Annotated in this window: 16 protein-coding genes and 1 riboswitch; of the genes, 5 read left to right on the plus strand and 11 right to left on the minus strand. The window is 31.2% G+C overall.

The features are described from left to right. The first annotated feature begins 398 nt into the window (after positions 1–398). The 3 genes from ABMY20_RS09405 to ABMY20_RS09415 all read left to right on the plus strand — a co-directional run bounded on the left by ABMY20_RS09405 (position 399) and on the right by ABMY20_RS09415 (position 2,246). Positions 399–1,133, plus strand: a complete 735-nt coding sequence (locus ABMY20_RS09405) for a (S)-benzoin forming benzil reductase (protein ID WP_349265135.1) — start codon at positions 399–401, stop codon at positions 1,131–1,133. Between the two features lie 23 nt (positions 1,134–1,156). Next, positions 1,157–1,789 (plus strand): hypothetical protein, encoded by a 633-nt coding sequence (locus ABMY20_RS09410; RefSeq protein WP_349265136.1) that lies wholly within the window; start codon positions 1,157–1,159, stop codon positions 1,787–1,789. Positions 1,790–1,868: 79 nt separating this feature from the next. After that, positions 1,869–2,246 carry a hypothetical protein gene (locus tag ABMY20_RS09415; protein WP_349265137.1) on the plus strand — a complete coding sequence of 126 codons (378 nt, stop codon included), beginning with the start codon at positions 1,869–1,871 and terminating at the stop codon, positions 2,244–2,246. Positions 2,247–2,387: 141 nt separating this feature from the next. On the opposite strand, the gene priA is transcribed toward ABMY20_RS09415, so the two are convergent. From priA to ABMY20_RS09435, 4 genes are all read right to left on the minus strand, one after another. After that, positions 2,388–4,832 carry a primosomal protein N' gene (gene priA, locus ABMY20_RS09420; RefSeq protein WP_349265138.1) on the minus strand — a complete coding sequence of 815 codons (2,445 nt, stop codon included), beginning with the start codon at positions 4,830–4,832 and terminating at the stop codon, positions 2,388–2,390. Next, the gene (locus ABMY20_RS09425) at positions 4,832–5,542 is read right to left on the minus strand and encodes a hypothetical protein (protein WP_349265139.1); all 711 of its coding nucleotides are present in this window, start codon (positions 5,540–5,542) and stop codon (positions 4,832–4,834) included. Before ABMY20_RS09425 ends, priA begins: the two co-directional genes overlap by 1 nt. 107 nt (positions 5,543–5,649) lie before the next feature. Further along, the gene (locus ABMY20_RS09430) at positions 5,650–5,871 is read right to left on the minus strand and encodes a VF530 family protein (protein WP_173360259.1); all 222 of its coding nucleotides are present in this window, start codon (positions 5,869–5,871) and stop codon (positions 5,650–5,652) included. An 18-nt stretch (positions 5,872–5,889) separates the two neighbouring features. Next, positions 5,890–6,435: a TlpA disulfide reductase family protein gene (locus ABMY20_RS09435; RefSeq protein ID WP_047788723.1), complete on the minus strand. Its 546-nt coding sequence runs from the start codon at positions 6,433–6,435 to the stop codon at positions 5,890–5,892. Between the two features lie 300 nt (positions 6,436–6,735). Between ABMY20_RS09435 and gcvT the strand changes: the two genes are divergently transcribed. After that, complete coding sequence (gcvT, locus tag ABMY20_RS09440) at positions 6,736–7,818, plus strand: glycine cleavage system aminomethyltransferase GcvT (RefSeq protein ID WP_349265140.1); 1,083 nt, start codon at positions 6,736–6,738, stop codon at positions 7,816–7,818. 260 nt (positions 7,819–8,078) lie between these two features. On the opposite strand, the gene ABMY20_RS09445 is transcribed toward gcvT, so the two are convergent. From ABMY20_RS09445 to ABMY20_RS09460, 4 genes are read right to left on the minus strand one after another with little or no spacing between them, the layout of a single operon-like run. Continuing rightward, complete coding sequence (locus tag ABMY20_RS09445; protein ID WP_047788721.1) at positions 8,079–9,185, minus strand: efflux RND transporter periplasmic adaptor subunit; 1,107 nt, start codon at positions 9,183–9,185, stop codon at positions 8,079–8,081. Positions 9,186–9,207: 22 nt separating this feature from the next. Next, a complete protein-coding gene (locus tag ABMY20_RS09450) occupies positions 9,208–10,452 on the minus strand; it encodes an ABC transporter permease (RefSeq protein ID WP_349265141.1) in 1,245 nt (414 codons plus the stop codon). Positions 10,453–10,454: 2 nt separating this feature from the next. Continuing rightward, positions 10,455–11,684 (minus strand): ABC transporter permease, encoded by a 1,230-nt coding sequence (locus tag ABMY20_RS09455; RefSeq protein ID WP_349265142.1) that lies wholly within the window; start codon positions 11,682–11,684, stop codon positions 10,455–10,457. 2 nt (positions 11,685–11,686) lie between these two features. Beyond that, a complete protein-coding gene (locus ABMY20_RS09460) occupies positions 11,687–12,391 on the minus strand; it encodes an ABC transporter ATP-binding protein (RefSeq protein WP_073183911.1) in 705 nt (234 codons plus the stop codon). A gap of 149 nt (positions 12,392–12,540) precedes the next feature. On the opposite strand from ABMY20_RS09460, the gene ABMY20_RS09465 reads away from it, so the two are divergent. After that, on the plus strand, positions 12,541–12,954 hold the full coding sequence (locus ABMY20_RS09465; protein ID WP_349265143.1) for a DUF393 domain-containing protein: 414 nt from the start codon (positions 12,541–12,543) through the stop codon (positions 12,952–12,954). 63 nt (positions 12,955–13,017) lie between these two features. Here the strand turns inward: ABMY20_RS09465 and ABMY20_RS09470 are convergent, their stop codons facing one another. From ABMY20_RS09470 to ABMY20_RS09480, 3 genes are all read right to left on the minus strand, one after another. Next, a complete protein-coding gene (locus ABMY20_RS09470) occupies positions 13,018–14,103 on the minus strand; it encodes a cell surface protein (RefSeq protein WP_349265144.1) in 1,086 nt (361 codons plus the stop codon). Between the two features lie 4 nt (positions 14,104–14,107). Further along, on the minus strand, positions 14,108–15,988 hold the full coding sequence (locus tag ABMY20_RS09475) for a TonB-dependent receptor (RefSeq protein ID WP_349265145.1): 1,881 nt from the start codon (positions 15,986–15,988) through the stop codon (positions 14,108–14,110). A gap of 30 nt (positions 15,989–16,018) precedes the next feature. Further along, positions 16,019–16,214: riboswitch (cobalamin riboswitch) on the minus strand. Between the two features lie 9 nt (positions 16,215–16,223). Beyond that, entirely contained in the window at positions 16,224–17,162 is a 939-nt protein-coding gene (locus ABMY20_RS09480) for an ABC transporter substrate-binding protein (RefSeq protein ID WP_349265146.1), read from the minus strand. Between the last annotated feature and the right edge of the window lie 17 nt (positions 17,163–17,179).

Here is a 17,179-nt window from a genome sequence, read left to right on the forward strand (position 1 = left end):
ATTTGAAAGAGGAAATATTACAATATATTTATTATTATAATCAAGAAAGACCACACCAAAGTTTAAATGGTGTGGCTCCTAATATTTTTAACCAAAATTGTCAACGAATTAGTTAACCTTTACAATTCCGACCGAAGAGAGGAATCTCACACAATGAAGTTCCAAGTACTCTTTAGAGTCACAAACAATCAACTATAAGATTTCTCAGTTGTATCTCCTTCGAAATGACAACTAACACCCCAACCGTCATTGCGAGTGAGAACGAAGCAATCTTTGTATCCACTAAAAGATAGCCACGTCGTTATCACTCCTCGCTATAACGTTACTCGTCATTGCGACCGAAGGAAGAAATCTCACAATTTAGAGTACAACTACTAATATTTCCTTATTTTTACTCTATGAACATTATCATCATCACCGGAGGAAGTAAAGGAATCGGTAGAGCCTTAGCCAAAAAATACGCACAAGAAAATTACAGGGTATACTCACTATCCAGAAGCATTGTGGATTTGGAAAATATGGTACAGCTTTCTGTAGATTTATCTGATACCAAAGCCACACACAACACGTTTAAAATGTTATTAGATGAAATTCAGAAATTGGAAGTTTCATCGATTACCTTGGTGAATAATGCGGGAAGACTCGGTACCATAGCGAACCTAGAAAATATTCCTTCGGAAGATATTGCCAAAAGTATTCATTTGAATACCACTACTCCACTTATTTTATCGAGTTTGTTTATTGAAGCTACACAACAGTTGATGTGTAAAAAGCAGATTATTAGTATTTCATCTGGAGCTGCGGTAAAACCGTATGAAGGTTGGAGTATTTACTGTACGTCTAAAGCAGCCATTGATATGATGACCAAAACTATTGCTGCTGAACAAAACGAGCTTGAACATGGTGTAAAATGCAATGCTATTTACCCTGGTGTGGTAGATACCAATATGCAAACTGATATTAGAAGTACCAATGAAAAAGACTTTAAAAACGTACAACGTTTTATCAATTTAAAAGAAAACGACCAGTTGTACACTCCTGAGTACGTTGCTGAAACCATTTTTACCATAGACACCCAAAACAAACTTAAAAATGGAGATATTGTGGATATTCGGAATTTTAATAATGATTAGTTTCAATACTTAATTGAATAAATATGAAAAAGAATTTACTTATACTTTTTAGCACTATTTGTCTTTTTAGCTGTCAAAATTATGAAAGCGAAAAATATATTGAGAATGAGAATATAGCTATTAATAATCTTATCCTTGAAATGATAAAATTCGATGAAATAGTAAAACTTAATAATTGGGAGGATAAACAATTAAAACTTTATATTTTTTCTAAACTGGATACAAATACAGCTAATTCTGTTAAACCTAATGGATATGATACTGGAGCAAACGGAATTAGTTATTCTAAAGAGAAAATAAAGGAAAATAAAAAGAGGTTTGAAAATGAATTAGAAAAATTTGAGAAAGAAGAACGTTTATTTTACGACCTGAAAAAAGGAAAGATAAAAGAGCGAAACTTAGATTACAATTTCTCGAATGAAAAAATTGCCTTTGAATACATTAATCCTCAAAAGATAAAAGACTTTAACCCCAAAAAAAATGAGTATGGTTACTTGGGCGTTTCAAGAATTATATTTAATTGGAATTACACTGTTGGTTATTTACATTACAGCTTTTACTGTGGAGATTTATGTGCTTGGAACGACAATATTAAAATAGAAAAGATAAATGGGAAGTGGAAAATAGTCGAACGCTATTCTGGAGGTATTTCTTAAAAAGAAAATTATGAGAAAAAAATATTTGATCTTATCAACATTATTTCTGTCAATAACAATTCAATCTCAAGAAATTAAAGTGAGTTGGATAGAAGAACTAACCCAAATTTCATTTTACAGTATAAACTCATATATGATTGAAGGACATGGTTTTCAATTATTTGAAACTAAAAACAAAGGAAAGACTAGAATTTTTGCTCGAGGTAATCCTAACAAACATAGTAGTATTATGATGATAGAAATTTTGAGTTCAAAAAAACCAACTCATTACCTAAATATTTACCTTGGATCTGATTATAATATTTCAAACCTGAAAACTGACATTTTATCCAATGGATATAAATTTAATGGGTGGAATAAATATGATTATTTAGTATATAATAAAGGTTCTGCTACATTTTTAATTAGCAGAAAACCTTCCGAAAAGGGAATAACTCAAATTATGTATAATCGCTAAAACTACACACAACACCATATATAATTTATTATTAGCTCTTGCCTATTTATGGAAATCCGTGGGGACATTCAGCTGGACTTGTACTTTGCAAAGTAATGTCTTGTGCTCCATTGCTTATAATCGAAACTGTTAACTAAACTCCTAATAAGCATCCACATCAATAATAAATCGGATGGGTCTAAAATCTTTGACCGCTTCAAAGGTATTTTTAATTTTTTGTAGCTGTTCTTTGGTTTTTCCTAAGGATTGCTTTGGCGGAATTTTAATCACTAAATTCTTTATATACTGGTTTCGGATACGAGAAACCGCAGGCGCTGTAGGACCTAATACATTTTCATGAAACACATTTTGTAACGCTTTGGCTAACCAGTTGATACCGTTATCAACACGCGTATAATCTTTGTGTTTTAGGGTGATTTTTATCAAGCGATAGTATGGCGGGTAATGAAACTGCCAACGGTCTTGCAACTGCTCTTTATACATTTCTGTATAGTTGTTAGTAGATACCTGCTGTAAAATCTGATGATACGGATTGTAGGTTTGTATCGCTACATTTCCTTGTTTTTTAGTACGTCCTGCCCTACCCGATACTTGTACCATCAGCTGAAAAGCACGCTCATGAGCTCTAAAATCAGGAAAGTTAAGCATAGAATCCGCATTTAAGATTCCTACCAACGATACATTTTCAAAATCCAATCCTTTGGAAAGCATTTGCGTTCCTACCAAAATATCAATTTCTTGGGCTTCAAAAGCTCCAATAATCTTTTGATACCCATATTTTCCTCGGGTGGTATCCAAGTCCATTCGTCCAATAGTATGATTTGGAAATAACTCTTTTAGCTCCAACTCTATTTGCTCCGTTCCGAAACCTTTGGTGTCTAAGGTAGCACTCCCACAAGCGCCACAACTATTCGGCATTGCACGTTGGTAATGGCAATAATGACATTTTAACTCTTTACGGAATTTATGATAGGTTAAACTCACATCACAATTCGGACATTGAGGAGAAACTCCACAGGTAGTACACTCTACCACAGGCGAAAATCCACGTCGGTTTTGAAATAAAATAACCTGTTCTTTTTCCTCCAACGCTTCCGTAATCATTTTTAATAAACGATCCGAAAAATGACCGTTCATTTCCTTTTTTCGATGCTTTTCTTTAATGTCTATCAATTCAATTTTAGGCAACTGAATGTTTCCGAAACGACGCGTTAATGCTATAAATCCGTATTTGTTTTGCTCAGCATTGAAATAACTCTCTATTGATGGTGTTGCAGAACCTAACAACACTTTTGCTTGGTGTAAATGACCTAATACTACCGAAGCATCGCGTGCGTTGTAACGTGGTGACGGTTCAAATTGTTTGTAAGACGTTTCGTGTTCTTCATCCACCACAATCAGTCCTAAATTTGAAAATGGTAAAAACAACGAAGAACGCGCTCCTAAAATAACCTGCGCTTTCGGTTTGTTTTCTAACACATTATTCCACACCTCTACGCGTTCATTCATAGAATATTTAGAGTGGAATACCGAAATAAAGTTTCCAAAATAATTTTGTAAACGGGTAATGATTTGGGTTGTTAAAGCGATTTCTGGTAGTAAAAACAATACCTGTTTTCCTTCAGCAATCACTTCTTTAATTAGTTTTACATAAATTTCTGTCTTACCTGAGCCTGTAACCCCGTGTAATAAACTTACCTGTTGTGTTTCAAAAGAAGTTTTTATTTGATTGAAGGCTTCTTGTTGAAACTCATTCAATTCTTTTATCTGATTCGTTTCTCCTTGATAGCTAATTCGATCGGTTTGAATATGATAAAATTCAAAAATATCTTTCTCTACCAAGGCTTTTAAAACTGCGGAAGAAGCTCCCGATTGTTCTTCTAAATCTTTTGCTTTTATAGGCTTTTTAGCCGCTGCTAACTGAAAATACGTCAGTACCGCTTCTCGTTGCTTTTTAGCTCTTGAAAGTTCTTCTAAAAGCGTTTGTAAGCCTTCATTTGAGTTATAGTTGTTATGTAACCGAACATACTTAATCAGTTTAGGTTTGTATGTTTCGTAAATCTCTTCTTTAATGTAAATCGCACTCTTCTCTATTAATCCATTAATGATAGGAAGTACGGTTTTCTTTCCTAAAATATCAGCAACCTGATGAATGGTTAACTGTGAATGATGTTGTAAGGCTTCAAAAATTAAAAACTCTTCATCAGTTAATATTGCTTCCTCTTCAAAGTTTTCGTTTTTATAGATGATGGTTTCACTTTCTAGCAAAAATGCTGAAGGTAAGGCTGCTCTATACACATCGCCTAACGAACACATATAATAGCTCGAAATCCATTGCCAATGTTTTAACTGTTGTTCCGTTATAATAGGCGTATCATCTAATATTTGATGAATGTCTTTGGCTTCGTATACTTCGGGTGCATTTTGGTGAATGTTAAACACCAATGCGGTATATATCTTACTTTTTCCGAAAGAAACCGCTACACGCATTCCTTTTTTTAAGAAAGAGGCTTCTGCTTCGGTTACCGTATAGGTAAACGTTTTTTGCAACGGAATGGGTAATATGACGTCGATGAAATATGACATTATTCTACTATTTCTAATGGAGCTGGTGGTGGGGGTGAATTGTAAAAATTAGTACGATTCCCATTTTCATCTATAAACGGAAAAGCTTTTTCTAATATGATCTGTAATGGATATTTTTTCTTAAGAGAATCTGTATTTTTCTTATTAAAACCAGTAATAAAATTATAATATGATGTTGAAATAGTATCCATTTTATTTTTTAAACTTTCTTTAGAACTATCTATGCTTTCTGAAAATTCTAAAAACAGCAAACTTTTATGTGGACTATCAGCAAATTCAGGATTTTCTCTATTATTAAAAAACTGTTTCTCCAACATCTTTTCTAAGCTAACTGTATTAAAATTATATTTTATTCGGTTATGATAAAACAAACTATCTATAGAAGAATCAATATATAATATATTTTTAAATTTAATTAATCCACAAGCTGCATTACCACAAACAATAATTTTTCTAATTGAAAAAGGAATATCATTTTTAGATGTTTTTATAAAATATCTTGTTTTCTTTTTATAATAGTTCTTACAAAAAACTGAGGTTAGTGACTCAAAGTTCTTCACCGTATCTAAATCAAAAACAAAAGTTGAGTCTGTATTTTTCTGTGAAGGAAAAACATCTTTCATAGTTAAGGCTTGTTCCTTTACTGTTTTGGAACAAGAAATAATTAGCAGAAATAAAACAGGAAGTATGTAAAAAGTGGGTTTCTTCATCTAATATCAAAACTACACAAAAATGAGTAGACTATAAATACTAAGTTTGTGTATTTAACCTTTAGTTTGTACGGTATTTTATACTAAACTCTATAGGGTTGTTTGATTTAATTACTTATCATTTCTAAGTACAACCTTTCTACTTTAGCTCTCGCCCAAGGTGTTGTTCTTAAAAATTTTAAACTAGAGGTATAGGTTGGATTCTTTTTAAAGGCATTTATATTCAACATCTCTCCCATTTCTTCCCAACCATATTCCAAGTATAATTCTTCTAACATGGTGGCTAGTTTTATTCCGTGAAGCGGATTGTTTGGTTGTTCTTGACTCATGCTACAAAGGTAAATATTCTATTGTAGTAATTCGTCTAACAAAATTCTAAATTTATCACTATTCCAATCGGCAGGTCCTTTTTTATCTACGACAATAGTTCCGTTTTTATCAATTATAAACGTCGCAGGAATTGAATTGCTTACCAGTTGACCTGGTACTTTTGATAAAATGTTATACGTTGGTAAATCATACCCTTTGTCTTTATAAAAAGCCTCAATAGTCGTCCAGTCTTCGTTACTCACAAATACAAATTCAACCTTGTCTTTATAATCGTCATATAACTTTTGAATACTTGGCATTTCGGCAATACAAGGTGGACACCAAGTTGCCCAAAAATTTACAAAAACTACTTTATTCTTAGTTTCATTAAAATCTATATTCGAAGTATTTAAGCCTTTAAGATTCCAATTGTAGTCGTTTAACATTTCTCTTTTTTCTTCAGTAATAGTTGAAGGAGAAAACGAAACTAACCTAATAAAATAAATTTTAGTTGGTGGGTATAATAATAGGCCAATTATTATAACAAATGCAATGTTTAAGATTGTTTTTTTGTTCAGCTTCATTAAGTTTATCCTTTGATTCAGGTTGTCGTTTCAAACGTTAAGAAATTACAACAACTTTTTCTTTTAATTTTTCATCAAATCTACTATTCTTAGCTAAAACAAAGAAAATATTAACAAACATTTGGGTAATATACTCTTACATATTACTCAGATTCAACTGTATTGTTTGCTAATTTTTCAATACTTTAGCATCACTTTTTTAAACAAACAATACACAATAATAAAACCAACATGAATAAAATAATGTTTACTTATTATTTTATTCGTTAAAAGGTTACAAAAACAATAAAAAACAAACACATGAAAAATACAGCTTTATCACATGTACATGAGGCTTTGGGAGCAAAAATGGTTCCTTTTGCAGGTTATAATATGCCTGTACAATACGAAGGAGTAACTGCTGAACACGAAACTGTTAGAAAAGGAGTTGGTGTTTTTGATGTAAGCCATATGGGAGAGTTCTTTTTAAAAGGAGAAAATGCTTTGGCTTTAATTCAAAAAATATCTTCTAACGACGCTTCTAAATTAGTTCCTGGAAAAGCACAGTACAGCTGTATGCCGAATGCTGATGGAGGAATTGTAGATGATTTAATTATTTACATGATTGCTGAAAATGAGTATATGTTGGTAGTAAACGCTTCTAATATTGAAAAAGATTGGAACTGGATTTCTCAACACAACGATTTGAATGTTGAAATGGAAAATCGTTCTGAAGATTGGTCGTTATTAGCTATTCAAGGTCCTAAAGCTGCAGAAGCAATGCAATCGTTAACTTCAGTTGATTTATCGAATATTAAATTCTATACTTTTGAAATCACTGATTTTGCTGGAATTCCGAATGTAGTAGTTTCTGCTACTGGATATACTGGTTCTGGTGGATTTGAAGTATATGTAAAAAATGAAGATGTTGAACAACTTTGGAACAAGGTTTTTGAAGCTGGTAAAGATTGGGGAATTAAGCCTATTGGGTTGGCTGCTCGTGATACTTTACGTTTAGAAATGGGATATTGCTTATATGGTAACGATATTGACGATACGACCTCTCCTATAGAAGCTGGCTTAGGATGGATTACTAAGTTTACGAAAGACTTTGTAAATGCTGAAGCTTTAAAAGCTCAAAAAGAAGCGGGTGTTATTCGTAAATTAGTTGCATTTGAATTAACTGAGCGTGGTGTTCCTCGTCATGATTACGAAATTGTTGATGCTGATGGAAACAATATTGGACGTGTTACTTCAGGAACGATGAGTCCGTCGTTAGGAAAAGGAATTGGATTAGGATATGTTACTATTGAAAACTCTAAAGTTGATAGTGATATTTTTATCCAAGTTCGTAAAAAACAAATTCCTGCTAAAGTAGTGAAGTTACCTTTTTATAAAGGTTAATAATATTTCTTAAAAAAAAAGCAGCTTTTAAAAGCTGCTTTTACCCCTTAAAGAATAATTTAATTTTCCCCAAAAAATTAAATTAAATGCTCATTTTTACTTTGAGCACTTCAAATATCTAGAACAAAAAAGCCTTTTTAGTTTTAACTTCCTTAAATGACGCCTTTTTAGATATGAGTGTGTTATTTTATTCCTTAAAAGTAAAAAAGCAGCTCCTAAAAGAACTGCTTTAATACTGTAAACCAACAATTTAAATATTATTAATCTTTTTTCTCATCGTCTTTTGATGCTTTGTTCCAGATTTTAATTTCATCAGAAGCAGTAACTCCTTCTAAAACTTCAATATTTACTCCGTCTGAAACTCCTAGTTTTAACTCACGTTTTTCAAACTCCTCATCTCCCTTTTTTATTTCTACATAAGGCTCTTCTGTTTTCTTATCAAAACGTAATAACGATTCTTTAATAGATAAAACACTATCTTTTTTCTCTAATACTATATCTGCATTCGCACTGTATCCTGCTCTTACAAAATAATTATCATCAAGTTTTACATCTGCTTTAATTTTAAACTGTACAGCTCCGTTTTCTTCTGTTCCTTTTGGTGCTATAAAGTTTAATATTGCTGGAAATTTTTTATTTTCAATGGCTCCTAATGAAACTTCAATGTTTGATCCTTTTACTAATTTTCCTACTTCTGATTCATCTACTTTACCTTCAAAAATCATTTTCTCCATATCAGCTATTGTTGCTATGGTTGTACCTTCATTAAAGTTATTTGATTGAATAACTTGATATCCTTTTTTTACAGGAATTTCTACAACCATACCAGAGGTTGTCGCTCTAATATTTGTATTAGCTCCGGCAGAACCTACAGATCCTTTCTTAATTATTTGATAATCGTTTTGAGCATTTCTTAAGTCATTTTTTGCTTGATTGTATGATAATTGCGATGCTTCAAAATCTTGACTAGAAATTACGCCTTTGTCGAATAAGTTTTTATTTCTATCATATTGCGTTTTTGCATTGTTTAGTCTAATTTGTATAGAGTTAATCATTCCTCTGGCACTTTGTAACGATTGTTCGTTAGGTACTACTCTTACCGTTGCTAACAAATCACCTGCTTTCACTATTGCTCCTTCTTCAACAACTATTTTATCTATAATTCCTGCTATTTGAGGTTTTATTTCAACTTCTTCTAAAGGAACAACTTTTCCTGTAGCTACTGCTTTTTTAACAATTGTAGTTCTGAATGGTTTCTCTGTTTCATAGGTTACCACACTTTTTTGATTTTTCTTTCCTAACCAAATTAGGATGACTACAAATAATAGTGCTACTATTCCTAAGATAATTTTTGCTCTTTTGCTCATGATTAATTGATTATTTCTTTTTTTATTCTTCTCTTAATGCTTCGATTGGTTTTACTACTGTTGCCATATATGCTGGTATTAATCCTATTAAAGTTCCTAAAATTACTAGGATTGAAAAGGCTAGCATTACTATGGGTATATTTACGGTTGGATTTACTAATGTTGGATCGTCTCCTCCTCCTACTAAAAGATCTAATAGGAATAGAACAAGTCCTCCAAAAATAATTCCTAGCATTCCTGCCACAGTGGTTAAAAACACTGACTCTAATACTATTTGTCTTTTAATACTTATTGGAGTTGCTCCTAAAGCTCGTCTAATTCCAATTTCTTTCGTACGCTCTTTTACGGTAATTAATAAAATGTTACCAATGGCAAAAACTCCTGCTATTAAGGTTGCAATCCCAACAAACCATGTTAAAAACTGCATTCCTGTTAAAAAGCCCATTAATTTATCTATTTGGTCTCCTAAATTTACACTTCCAAAAGCTCTTTTATCTTCTGGGTGTACTTTATGCAAGTTTTTTAAGGTTAACAAAATATCTTTTTCCATCTGCTTGATATCTACTCCTTCATTAGCTGTAATCATCATCCAATCTACTTTATTAGATGTGTTGTATACTTTTTGAAAGGTTGTAAATGGAATGTAAGCTGTATCTCCATCAATATCTATAGTATTTGAAGGTTTATATACACCTACAACTTTGTAATTAACGTTACTAATTTTTACATACTGCCCAATAGGTACTTCTTTTTTATCAAAGAGTTGTTTGTACATATCTTCCGAAATAACACAAACTTTAGAGTTGTTCTTTATATCATTCTGATTGAGAAATCTTCCATAGATCAAATCTTTCTTTTGTACACGATCTAAAACGGGATAATCTCCACTAACCTGAAAATCACCTGATTTAAAATCTTTAACAACAGTACCATTAGTTTGATTTCTAGGCGCCAATAACTTTATTTCATTACTATATTCTTTTTCAAGAACTTCAATATCTTTAAATGTTAAATCAAATCTTCTTCCTTTTTGAAACCCTTTAAAAGGCATGTCTGTTCTCTGTGTCCATAAAAAAATACTGTTGGTAGCAAAATCTCCAAAAATTCTTTTAAAGTTATTTTCCATACCACGAGCAGCGCCTAACAAGACTACTAATATGAAAATTCCCCATAGTACCCCTACAATAGTAATACCTGTTCTTAATTTATTTTTACGAATACTTCCGTAAATTTCTTGCCAAGTATCTGAATCAAATAAAAACTTCATAATTAGTCTGCTCTTAGTGCTACAATTGGTTTAATTTGTGCTGCCTTTTTTGCTGGTAAATACCCTGCTATTAATCCTGATAAGATTAAAATAATGGTAGCTCCTATTACAATTCCCGGACTTACACTTGGGTCTTTTATAAAGTATTTTTCTAAACTATCTCCAATAGCACTTAAAATATAGGTTCCTAAACTTAAACCTAAGTACCCTGCTATGGTTGTTATTAAAATAGATTCTTGAATTACCATACCAATTATTGAAGATGGTTTTGCTCCTAATGCCTTACGAATTCCGAATTCTTTGGTACGTTCTTTAATAACAAAAATCATAATGTTACTGATACCAATAATTCCTGCAATTAAAGTTCCAGAGCCTACAAATATGACAATAAAGTACAATGCAAACATAAATTGGTTGATTCCTTTATTGTCTTCCGCTAAGTTTCTTATTGATAAAGCACTTTGATCATTTGGGTGAATGTCTAACTTTTCACGTAAATCTCTTTCTAGTCTATTACCAAACGTAATGGCCTGATCTAAATTTAAATCTGGATTATACCCTATATTAATTTGACTGATATAATCGTTATTTCCGTATAGTTTTTGTGCTGTTGTTACAGGCATGTAGGTTAATCGTTCTTCATTATCTCCTCCTTTATCTGAAAATATTCCGACTACTTTATATGAAATACCATCAACATTTACTCTTTTTCCTAAAGCTGGTTTTTCTCCAAATAAGTCTTGCTTTACAAGTCTACCAATTACAATTACTTTAGATTTGTCTTTTAAGTCTAAGTCGTTAATATACCTTCCTTCATCAATAATTGTTTTTTCTAAAAATTGATGATCTGGATGGACTGCTCTTAACTGATAGTTATTTTGATTGTTCTTGTAGGTAATATTTACACTCTTGTATATTCTTGCCGTTAAATGTTGAATTTTGTTTTCATACTCATCTTTAACGTAGTCAAAATCTTTATTTTTTAACTGAATTCTTCTTCCTGTTTGTAATCCTTTATAAGGTTTGGATGTTTTCCATACTCTTACAAACATAGCATTGGTTGCATCGTCTACAAAAGCTGTTTTAAACTGATTTTGTAATCCAGATACAATTCCAAATAATAGTGTAAACAATAAAATTGCAAAAGCTACCGTAAATCCTGATAAAACCGAACGCAGCTTATTTTTACCAATACTTTGAAATATTTCTCTCCAGCGATCTAAATCAAACATAATTAAATTGCTTTTGCTTTATTCGTTGCTGTTTTTGTTAACTCATCGCTAATAATAACACCATCTTTTAACCGAACAACTCTATTAGTTTGTTCTGCTACTTCTTCTTCGTGTGTAATTACAAAAACAGTCATACCTTCATCGTTAATTTCTTTTAATAAATCCATTACCGAATCGGTTGTTGTAGAATCTAACGCTCCTGTTGGTTCATCTGCTAATACAACTTTTGGCTTGGTAGCTAAAGCTCTTGCAATTGCTACACGTTGCTTTTGACCTCCAGAAAGTTCATTTGGTAAGTGATTAGCCCATTCTTTTAACCCTACTTTTTCAAGATATTCTAAGGCTATTTCTAATCGTTCTTTTCTACCAACTCCTTTATAGTATAATGGTAATGCTACATTTTCTAAAGCTGTCTTATAAGAAATCAAATTGAATGACTGAAAAACGAATCCTAAAAACTTATTACGTAATACTGCAGCTTTCTTTTCATTTAAGTTTTCTATCAACTGTCCGTTTAAGTAATAGTTTCCTTCATCATGTGTATCTAATAAACCTACAATATTTAATAAGGTAGATTTTCCTGATCCTGAAGACCCCATAATTGATACAAATTCGCCTTCTTTTATATGTAAATCTAATCCTTTTAAAACATGAAGTGAGTCTTTTCCTATAGGATAAGATTTGTGAAGATTTTCTATTCGAATCATAGTGTTAGTTAATTTTTAAGTAAAAAATAAATACTAATTCTTCTAATCTACTAATAAATTATTGTTAAATCATTATTTACTTTCTTACAAGACGCTTAATTTTGATTTATGTTACAAGTTAACACTTAATTTTTTGAAAAAAATTAAATATGAACAATTTACCTAGTAATAAAAAAGTGATTTTATTTGATGGTGTCTGTAATTTTTGCAACAATAGTGTGCTAAAAGTTATAAAATATGATGTTAAAAATCAGTTTGTTTTTACTTCTCTTCAATCGGATATAGGAAAAGAAATAACACAATATTTAGGGATAGATACTTCCAAGGTTGATTCTATTATTTTATACGAGCCAAATGTTGCTTATGATATTAAATCTACAGCTGCGCTAAAAATTATGAATGCTTTTGGTGGAGTTTGGAAATTAACGCAATTTTTTTTGATATTTCCAGAGAGTTTTAGAAACTTAGCATACGATTACATTGCTAAAAATCGCTATAAATGGTTTGGTAAAAAAAATGCCTGTATGGTTCCTTCTAAAGAAATACAAGAAAAGTTTTTATAAAAAACAAGCTCACCAAATTGGTGAGCTTATTCATAGCAATATTTCCCTTTTCTAGGGGACGACTTAATTAAAATAAATTTTTGAAGCTCCTACTCCTACTTCTGTTGAATATATTTTATTCTTAGTATTAATATCATACACCATTAACTCACTTACTTCTTGAAATTCATATTCAGCAACAAATAATTGATTATCTCTTACATTCATTCCATAAATAACTCCTACATCAATACCTTGTTCAGCTAACTCATTTGCTGTCTCTTTAATACCGTAAACTTTATCTGTATTTCCTTGATAATAATATATTTTGTTATTAGAATATGCTAAATAAGTAGCTCTTTTATTTTCTGGAAAAGCTAATTCTTTGATCATTGTATTATCAACTGTATTAATAATAGAAATTGAAGAAGGAGTGTTTTTAATAGCTTTAAAATATGGGTATGGTCCATATTCTAAAGGTTTACCTTCAGACAAAACGATTAAATTACCTGTACTATCAAAAGCCATATCATCAGGATTATCTTTTACTGTAATTGTTGATACTGCATTATTATTATTTAAATCTACTACAGAAACAATGTTGTTTGATGACCAACCTCCTTTATGTGAGATATATAATTTATTATCCTTACTTACAATTTGCTCTACACCATTGGCTAGTGAAATTGTATTCTCTTCAATTGTATTAGTTTCAATATCTATAATAGCTACATAATCATCATTCTCATTTGCACCATCACCCCAGTTTGTAACATATCCTTTTCCATTTACAATAGTCATATATCTTGGATTGTTTAACCCTGTTGTAATTTGTCCCTTCTTTTTAAAAGTATATCTATCTGCAATTACAATCATATTAGCATCATTTAAAATGATATAAGCATCTGTTTCAGAAAAAGCTATTGATTGAATTAATCCTGCTAACAATGCTCCATTTTTACCTGCATAAATAAAATTTTGTGACTCAGATAACTCATTATTCACGTAAGAAATAAATCCATCTTTATTTCCATAAAGTCCTTCTCCACTTACAATAACTCCATTATCGTATTTGTCTCTAATTACTTCAACTATTTTATCTTCACTAGAACAAGAGATAAGTACTATACTTATTAAAAAAAGTTGTAAAAGTAGTTTTGTTATTTTCATTGGTTTAAAATTTATAATTTAAATTGATATTAAAATTTGTTCCTGGCATAGGACGCAAATTTGAGAAATAATACACTTCATTAAATATATTATTAAGCATGAATCCTATCGTTGGAAGTTTTGATTGTTCTCTAGATAACTTAAAGGTTACTCCTAAGTTTTGAACATTTACCGATTTTACAGAATAAGTTTTTGAGTTTGTTGGGTTTGTATATACACTACTTTGATATAAACTTTGTATAAAAATTTTCATCCTTTTATAATCATATCCCACATTAAAATTTAATAAATGCTTTGGTGCAAATGGTAATACTTTTCTTGTTTCTATATTTTCCGCTAACGTAAACGTATAATTGGAAGAGAAGTCAACTATATGTTCTCCTATCTCTTTCTTAAAACTCACATAAGTTTCAATTCCTTTATTAACCACATCACCTACATTTCTTGGTCTCCACAAATTGCTGCCACCTGTTGGTAACCAAAGAATTTTATCATTAATATGGATATAAAATAATGTAGATGTTATATTTATATTTTCATTTTTAAGAGAAGCTCCCAATTCCCCTTGTTTTGAATTTTCTGGTATTAAGTTTAAATTTCCTACTACAGGCCAATACATTTCATTATAAGTAGGTACTCGATAATTTATTGAAAAATTGGCTAGGATGTTTAATTGATTAGCTAATCTATATTCTCCTCCTACGAATAAAGACAGAGGCACATTAAAATCTGAATTAATTTCTTTTCTAACTTGTAAATTCGTTATTAATTTTTCAGTAGGTTGATATTTAACACTTCCTACAAAAGCAACTGAATTTCTTATTTCAGTACCTATATCAGAACTACTGCCGTTTATATTTTCATAAATAGTTTTGTAATTAAACGACAAAACATTAGATGATCTATAAGTTAAAGAGTGGTTTATAAATACATTTTTTGACTTTCCAAATTCAAAATTTTCAACATCCTTATTCCTATAATAACTATACTTTTGTGTTAGATAGGCTAAGTTTAACTCCTGTTTAAACTGTGACGAAAACGCATACTTCCATTGTAATAAATTTCGTTCATTGAAATCTTCATTTCGTTCGCTACTCGCAGATGGATTTGGGAAACCGTTGGAAAAAAAACGATTTCCATAGTAAGCGGTCGAATAAAACGATAAAGTATTTGTAGGAGTAAACTTATAACCTATGACAAAATTAATTCCGTAGTTTTTGTAATTACCATTTTCATTAGTTAGTAGGTTTCCATAATCATCTTTATACCGCTCATCAATATATGTGTAATCATTATCGGAATAATTAAACGTAGAAGCTAATTTTATACTCCACTTATCTGTTCCTACTGAGCTTTTAAAAAAATTAGACGTTGTATTGTAACTTCCGTAAGAAGTAAATAATTGAAATTTTTGATGCTCTTTAAACAACAATTCATCTTTCAAGTGTACCGTACCACCAATGGCACCAGAACCATATTCAGCACTATTTCCTCCACTTTGAACAATGATATTATCATTCAAGCTTGCAGATAATGAATTAAAATCTGTTTGTCCGCTTCCTACAGCATTAATGGGAATACCATTCCATAAAACCAACGTATTTGAAGCCGATGTTCCTCTAAAACGAGCGGTACTCACACCTCCATTTCCATAATCTCTAAAAGCTATTGGACTATTATATCGTAGAAGGTTTGTTAAGTTGATAGGGTTTTTTGTTTGTTCTTTAACTCCAATCTTTAATTCTTTTGTAGCAATGCGTTTTTTTTCTACATTTCTCTTCCCGTTAACTATTACCTCTTTTAATTTATTAACAGTTATAGTATCTCTTTGGGAAAAAAGATTAGTTGTAAAAAACAGTATAAATATTATTGTTATTTTCTTCATTATACATTAAACTTTTATCCCGAAAGTTTTAATTAAATTATAATAATTGGCAGGTCTCCTGGCTTGCGTCTTGTAACATACCTTCCCATTAAAAAAACAGTGGTTTGAGTATTTGTTACAAGCTTAATAGCTTACAGTTGCGGGAACAGCTTCGGTTTTGCACCGAATTCCCTTTTAATTCTCTTTAATAGATAATTAAAGAAAAACCAAAAATCACGGCAAATGTATAGTATTCTTATAAATTAGCAACCATCAAATCATGATAATTTGCGAATTTTGTTTGTAAGTTTTCTGGAAGGGTATAATAAGCTGGATGAATCATTTTTGCCAAACATTCAATTCCTTCCACCAAAGTACCAGCAGAAGATTGTGTAAACATGGCAAAGTCGGCAATATATACTTGTTTATTTTTTACCGCTCTTAAAGACGTCCATTCTTCTCTCTCTTCTAAAAACTTCATATCTTCAAGTGTTCTATCAATTCCGTATCCGCAAGGAGCAATAATCAATACCTCTGGATCGTATTTTACTATTTTATCCCAAGAAATTACAATACTATCTCCTGATGGATGCGATAACAAATCAATTCCTCCAGCAAAACCTATTTGATGAGGAATCCAGTGTCCGCAATTGAACAACGGATCAATCCACTCTAACAACATCACACTTTTCGACTGGATTCTGTGTTCACGTTGTACATCCACAATATCATAAATACGTTTTTTCAATCCACTCACATACGCCTCTCCTACCGCTTCCTGCTTCATAGCTTTTGCAATAGTTAACGCATTCTCAAAAACGTCTTCTAAAGAATTGGGAGTAATAGATATTAATTCTGGAACCTTAGGCAATTTATACGCCGATTTTGCCACAGATTCTGTATCTATCTGACAAACATCACATACATCTTGTGTAAAAACAATGTCGGGTGCGATACTTTCCAAAACAGGTTCATCAACATAGTACAACGTCTTTCCTTCTGCCTTGGTTTTAGAAAAAATAGCCGTTATTTCTTTACTCGTTAACACTTTTCCTTCCAACTTATATCGAACAGCTACTTCTTTTTCTTGTAAAGCTACTTCTGGACACTCAAAAGTAATTCCGTTTAAATAGTTCTGTAAGCCCATGTCATAAATCATTTGGGTTACTGCTGGCATAAAAGAAGATACTGTCATAATTCGTGGTTTTAGTT

Origin of the sequence: Tenacibaculum sp. SSH1-16 (genome assembly GCF_040104435.1) — a bacterium.
GTDB classification, from domain to species: Bacteria; Bacteroidota; Bacteroidia; order Flavobacteriales; family Flavobacteriaceae; genus Polaribacter; species Polaribacter mesophilus.

Excerpts from the sequence above, each read along its gene's own strand:
- ABMY20_RS09405 (WP_349265135.1), top strand. The coding sequence starts at position 399 with ATGAACATTATCATCATCACCGGAGGAAGTAAAGGAATCGGTAGAGCC.
- ABMY20_RS09410 (WP_349265136.1), top strand. The coding sequence starts at position 1,157 with ATGAAAAAGAATTTACTTATACTTTTTAGCACTATTTGTCTTTTTAGC.
- priA (WP_349265138.1), bottom strand. The coding sequence starts at position 4,832 with ATGTCATATTTCATCGACGTCATATTACCCATTCCGTTGCAAAAAACG.
- ABMY20_RS09425 (WP_349265139.1), bottom strand. The coding sequence starts at position 5,542 with ATGAAGAAACCCACTTTTTACATACTTCCTGTTTTATTTCTGCTAATT.
- ABMY20_RS09430 (WP_173360259.1), bottom strand. The coding sequence starts at position 5,871 with ATGAGTCAAGAACAACCAAACAATCCGCTTCACGGAATAAAACTAGCC.
- ABMY20_RS09435 (WP_047788723.1), bottom strand. The coding sequence starts at position 6,435 with ATGAAGCTGAACAAAAAAACAATCTTAAACATTGCATTTGTTATAATA.
- gcvT (WP_349265140.1), top strand. The coding sequence starts at position 6,736 with ATGAAAAATACAGCTTTATCACATGTACATGAGGCTTTGGGAGCAAAA.
- ABMY20_RS09445 (WP_047788721.1), bottom strand. The coding sequence starts at position 9,185 with ATGAGCAAAAGAGCAAAAATTATCTTAGGAATAGTAGCACTATTATTT.
- ABMY20_RS09450 (WP_349265141.1), bottom strand. The coding sequence starts at position 10,452 with ATGAAGTTTTTATTTGATTCAGATACTTGGCAAGAAATTTACGGAAGT.
- ABMY20_RS09455 (WP_349265142.1), bottom strand. The coding sequence starts at position 11,684 with ATGTTTGATTTAGATCGCTGGAGAGAAATATTTCAAAGTATTGGTAAA.
- ABMY20_RS09460 (WP_073183911.1), bottom strand. The coding sequence starts at position 12,391 with ATGATTCGAATAGAAAATCTTCACAAATCTTATCCTATAGGAAAAGAC.
- ABMY20_RS09465 (WP_349265143.1), top strand. The coding sequence starts at position 12,541 with ATGAACAATTTACCTAGTAATAAAAAAGTGATTTTATTTGATGGTGTC.
- ABMY20_RS09470 (WP_349265144.1), bottom strand. The coding sequence starts at position 14,103 with ATGAAAATAACAAAACTACTTTTACAACTTTTTTTAATAAGTATAGTA.
- ABMY20_RS09475 (WP_349265145.1), bottom strand. The coding sequence starts at position 15,988 with ATGAAGAAAATAACAATAATATTTATACTGTTTTTTACAACTAATCTT.
- ABMY20_RS09480 (WP_349265146.1), bottom strand. The coding sequence starts at position 17,162 with ATGACAGTATCTTCTTTTATGCCAGCAGTAACCCAAATGATTTATGAC.